At 59.9% G+C, this 4,582-nt stretch carries 4 protein-coding genes; 2 read left to right on the top strand and 2 right to left on the bottom strand.

What is annotated here, in order from left to right; all coding sequences use genetic code 11:
• Nucleotides 1-322: 322 nt before the first annotated feature.
• On the bottom strand, nucleotides 323-910 hold the full coding sequence (locus tag ACRESD_RS22125; protein ID WP_431752856.1) for an NUDIX domain-containing protein: 588 nt from the start codon (nucleotides 908-910) through the stop codon (nucleotides 323-325).
• Between the two features lie 135 nt (nucleotides 911-1,045).
• On the opposite strand from ACRESD_RS22125, the gene ACRESD_RS22120 reads away from it, so the two are divergent.
• Nucleotides 1,046-2,197, top strand: a complete 1,152-nt coding sequence (locus ACRESD_RS22120; RefSeq protein ID WP_431752855.1) for a diguanylate cyclase domain-containing protein — start codon at nucleotides 1,046-1,048, stop codon at nucleotides 2,195-2,197.
• A gap of 98 nt (nucleotides 2,198-2,295) precedes the next feature.
• Nucleotides 2,296-3,222: an alpha/beta hydrolase gene (locus ACRESD_RS22115; RefSeq protein WP_431752854.1), complete on the top strand. Its 927-nt coding sequence runs from the start codon at nucleotides 2,296-2,298 to the stop codon at nucleotides 3,220-3,222.
• Between the two features lie 192 nt (nucleotides 3,223-3,414).
• On the opposite strand, the gene ACRESD_RS22110 is transcribed toward ACRESD_RS22115, so the two are convergent.
• On the bottom strand, nucleotides 3,415-4,575 hold the full coding sequence (locus ACRESD_RS22110; RefSeq protein WP_431752853.1) for an alpha-hydroxy acid oxidase: 1,161 nt from the start codon (nucleotides 4,573-4,575) through the stop codon (nucleotides 3,415-3,417).
• Nucleotides 4,576-4,582: the final 7 nt, after the last annotated feature.

Genomic DNA, 4,582 nt, shown 5'->3' with positions numbered 1-4,582 from the left:
CTTCGCAGCCTCGCTAAAGCTCGACAGCTCCCACAGGAGATTGGCGGTGTTTGGGGAACATCGTGTCCTGGCGCGTGTTCGCCAGCGACAGAGATCAAATGTGGGAGCTGGCTTGCCTGCGATGGCGGCGGTACTGCCGATGAATAGGTCGCCTGTGCTGCCGCCTTCGCAGCCTCGCTAAAGCTCGACAGCTCCCACAGGAGATTGGCGGTGTTTGGGGAACATCGTGTCCTGGCGCGTGTTCGCCAGCGACAGAGATCAAATGTGGGAGCTGGCTTGCCTGCTCCCACAGTTGATCGGTGTTGGCGCCCGTCGGAAGGGTTCACCAACCCTCTTTCAACATCCGCAACTCCAAATACTGCAACAGCATGATGGTCTTGCCATCCACAATCTCCCCACTCTGCACCATCGCCAGCGCCTGTTCGAACCCCAGCTCCAGCACTTCGATGTCTTCGCCCTCTTCTTCCAGGCCGCCGCCCGTGCCGACCTGATCCGCCGGCTGGTATTCGCCGATAAAGAAGTGAATGCGCTCGGTCACCGAGCCTGGGCTCATGAATGCCGAGTAGATCTTTTCCACGTGGCCGACGCGGTAGCCGGTCTCTTCTTCGGCTTCCAGGCGAATGCGTTCTTCGGGGCTGGCGTTGTCGAGCAAGCCGGCTGCCGCTTCGATCAGGTAGCCATGGTAGTCGTTGACGAAGGTGGGCATGCGGAACTGACGGATCAGCAACACCGTACGTTGCGTACGGTTGTACAGCAGGATGGTCGCGCCATTGCCGCGGTCATACACCTCACGGGTCTGGGCTTGCCAGCTGCCGTCCTGGCGGCGCAGGTCGAAGCTGTATTTTTTCAGCAGGTACCAGTTTTTCGAAAGGGTTTCTTCGGCGGTGATGCGAACGGGGCTGTTGTCCATGGTCGGGCCTCTGTACGTGGGAGCGCGAGCATGTTCTCGAGCGCGGGCCAACGTCAAGTTGACGGGAAGTCACGGGTTGTCGCGGATATCGCTACAATCGCGCTCCACGAAGGATCTCTCTCCAGGGTCAAGGAAATGATGTTGCACATCCCGACGCTACTGACAGTCGCCGTGTTCGTGTTCTGCCTGATGGGCATGCTCACAGTGCATGCCTGGAGCCGTGGCCGCGAACCGACCCTGGGTTACTTGGGCATCATGTTGCTGCTCGCCTCCCTCGGCACCGGGCTGATTGTGGTGCGCGGCGTGGGCATGGACTTTGTCGCGCTGATCCTGGGCAATGTGGTGCTGCTGCTCAGTGCAGCGATGAACTGGACCGCCATGCGCGCGTTCGTGCAACGCAAACCCAACGTGCCGGGGATCTTTGCCGGTGCCGGTGTGTGGCTGTTGATGTGCCTGGTGCCGCAGTTCTACGGGTCGCTGACGGCTCGGGTCACGCTGTATTCGCTGCTGGCCACCAGTTATGGCGTGCTGTCGGCACTGGAATTGTGGCGCCGGCGCGACAGCCTGGAAGTCGCCTATGTGCCCGCGTTGGTGCTGATGCTGTTGCACACAGCGTTTTACGGCATTCGCGCCATCGCCGACCCCGGCATGCCGATCAAAAGCGCCCAAGCCTCGGGCGGTGAAGGCGTACCGTTTTTCTCGTTCATGCTGTTTGAATCGATGCTGTATGCCATCGGCATCGCCTACGTCACCCTGGCGATGGTCAAGGAGCGCGCCGAACTGCGCTTCAAGGCCGCCGCGCTCAGCGATGCCCTCACCGGTATCGGCAATCGCCGCGCGTTTATGCTCAAGGGTGAAAAACTGCTGGCCGACAGCAATCGTCGCCAGCACAAAGTGGCCCTGCTGCTGTGCGACCTGGACCACTTCAAACGTCTGAACGACAGCTTCGGCCACCCCATGGGCGACCAGGCGCTGATCGCCTTCAGCCAAGTGACCCAGGCCACCTTGCGCAAAGATGATGTGTTCGCGCGCATTGGCGGTGAAGAGTTTGCCTGCCTGCTCGCCGACAGCGATGAAACCCAGGCCTTCCAAGCCGCCGAGCGGATCCGCCAGGCGTTTGCCCGGCTCGATCTGTTGGCGCCCGGCTTCCTGAGTGTCAGCATCGGCATCGTCACCACCGACCAAGCCGGCCACGACCTCTCGCACTTACTGTCCCAGGCTGACCAGGCGCTGTACCTGGCCAAGGCGCAGGGGCGTAATCGGGTTCAGTTGGTGGCTGCGATGTAACACTTTGCAAGCAATACCCACGCACGACTGTCGAATTAATTCCTTACCCGATTAGCCATCTGGTAAAACCCCTGCTTCGCTTTAGCCCTGGAACCTTCATGTCTTCTCGTTTTCTGTCTCGCCTCGGCCTGCGCTGGTTTCCCCTGCTGTGCATGGCGTTGTTGATCGTTGGCCTGCCGGTGGGTTGCGCCGTATTGCAACACAAGGAGCGCGAGCTGGTGTTTCGCATCGAACCGGGCACGGCCGGCTGGTATACCGGGCTGCCCAAGGCGGTGCAGGAATTCGACATCAAGCCCGCCAGTTTCAAGTCAGGGCAGAATATTCATGGCTGGTGGTACCCCGCGGACAAGAAGGATGCGCCGGCGATTCTCTACCTGCACGGTGTGCGCTGGAACCTCACCGGCCAGTTGTTCCGCATCGAGCAATTGCATGCCCTGGGGTATTCGGTGCTGGCCATCGACTATCGCGGCTTCGGCCAGAGCCACGGTGATCTGCCGTCGGAAACCAGCGTATACGCCGACGCGCGCATCGCCTGGGAACGCCTCAAAGTGCTGCAGCCCGACCCGAGCAAGCGCCTTATCTACGGGCACTCCCTGGGTGGCGCAGTGGCAATTGACCTGGCGGCCGAATTGAGCCGGCAAACACCGATCCCCGTGCGTGGGTTGGTGATCGAGTCAACGTTCACCTCCCTGGGAGATGCAGCGACGGCCGTGGCCAACACTTCGCTGCCAGTGCGCTGGCTGCTGTCGCAGAAGTTCGATTCCATCGACAAGATTGCCGACGTACACATGCCGCTGCTAGTCGTCCACGGCCTTGCCGACCAGTACGTGCCACCACGTTTCAGCGAACAATTATTCGAAGCGGCCCGGGAGCCCAAGCGACTGCTGCTGGTGCCCGGCGCCACCCACAACAACAGCATGAGTTTGGCGGGGCGCAGCTATGGCCAGGCGCTGGACAAGCTGATGCAAGCGAAGGCATCACCCCAGGTTGTCACACACTCCACTGCGCCCAACAGCGACTCTTGAAAACGCATTTCGGCACTGGGTTCGCGCTTGCGTGTCAAGCGCAAACCCAGCCCATACTGGCCCTCGCCGCCAGTTGATCAAATATTAACCGCAGGTTAAATCGCCAACCCAGCCGGGTCTTTGCAAAGTTATCCACAGAGATACCCACGGTTTTCGTGGACAACTCTTTTTACTTTTTTACGTTTTTTTTGCTCAGTAATTCCCTTCGGGAAAGGTGCCCGGCAGCAAAATCTCGCGATTCACATCACGTATATCGTTATAGCCACACAGCGCCATCGACACGTCCAACTCACGAGCGATGATGTCGAGGGCCTTGGTCACACCCGCCTCACCCATGGCGCCCAAACCGTACAAATGGGGGCGACCGATCATCGTGCCTCTAGCACCCAATGCTACGGACTTGAGCACGTCCTGACCGGAGCGAATGCCACCGTCGAGCCACACTTCAATCCGGTTGCCTACCGCCTCCACAATTGCCGGCAATTGGCTGATGCTCGATGGTGCACCATCTAACTGCCGGCCACCGTGGTTGCTCACCACCAGCGCATCGGCACCGGCGTTTGCCGCCAGGCGTGCGTCTTCCACATCGAGGATGCCCTTGATAATCAACTTGCCACCCCAGCATTTCTTGATCCATTCCACATCGTCCCAGCTCAGGCGTGGGTCGAATTGCTGGGCGGTCCATGACGACAGCGAACTCATGTTCGCCACGCCTTTTACGTGCCCGACAATGTTGCCGAAGCCCCGGCGTTTCGTACCAAGCATGCCCATCACCCAACGCGGTTTGGTCGCCATGTTGAGGATATTCGGCAGGGTCAATTTGGGCGGCGCCGACAGGCCGTTGATCAAGTCTTTGTGACGCTGCCCAAGGATCTGCAAGTCAAGCGTCAGCACCAGTGCATCAACGCCAGCGGCCTTGGCGCGCTCGATCAATTGTTCGATAAACCCTCGATCACGCATTACATACAGCTGGAACCAGAACGGCTGGCCGACGTGCTCGGCAATATCTTCGAGGGAACAGATGCTCATGGTCGACAAGGTGTAGCGCAGGCCGAATGCGGCAGCGGCGCGTGCGGTGAGAATCTCGCCGTCGGCATGCTGCATGCCCGCCAGCCCGGTTGGCGCCAGGGCCACTGGCATGGCCATGTCCTGACCGATCATCGTCGTGCGGATCGAGCGCTGATCGATATTGCGCGCCACGCGCTGGCGGAATTTGATCTGGGCAAAATCGCCTTCGTTGGCCCGGTAGGTGCTTTCAGTCCAGGAACCGGAATCGGCGTAATCGTAGAACATCCGTGGGACACGTTTTTGCGCCAGCTTGCGTAAGTCTTCGATGGTTGTGATCAACGTCATCTAGGTC

The organism is Pseudomonas sp. (genome assembly GCF_050739995.1).
GTDB lineage: Bacteria > Pseudomonadota > Gammaproteobacteria > Pseudomonadales > Pseudomonadaceae > Aquipseudomonas.
Note: the sequence above shows the minus strand (reverse complement) of the source record. Positions and strands in the feature narration are given on the sequence as shown.

What these genes read in the sequence shown, in the direction of transcription:
- ACRESD_RS22110 (WP_431752853.1), bottom strand. Translation starts at nt 4,575, where the DNA reads ATGACGTTGATCACAACCATCGAAGACTTACGCAAGCTGGCGCAAAAA.
- ACRESD_RS22120 (WP_431752855.1), top strand. Translation starts at nt 1,046, where the DNA reads ATGATGTTGCACATCCCGACGCTACTGACAGTCGCCGTGTTCGTGTTC.
- ACRESD_RS22115 (WP_431752854.1), top strand. Translation starts at nt 2,296, where the DNA reads ATGTCTTCTCGTTTTCTGTCTCGCCTCGGCCTGCGCTGGTTTCCCCTG.
- ACRESD_RS22125 (WP_431752856.1), bottom strand. Translation starts at nt 910, where the DNA reads ATGGACAACAGCCCCGTTCGCATCACCGCCGAAGAAACCCTTTCGAAA.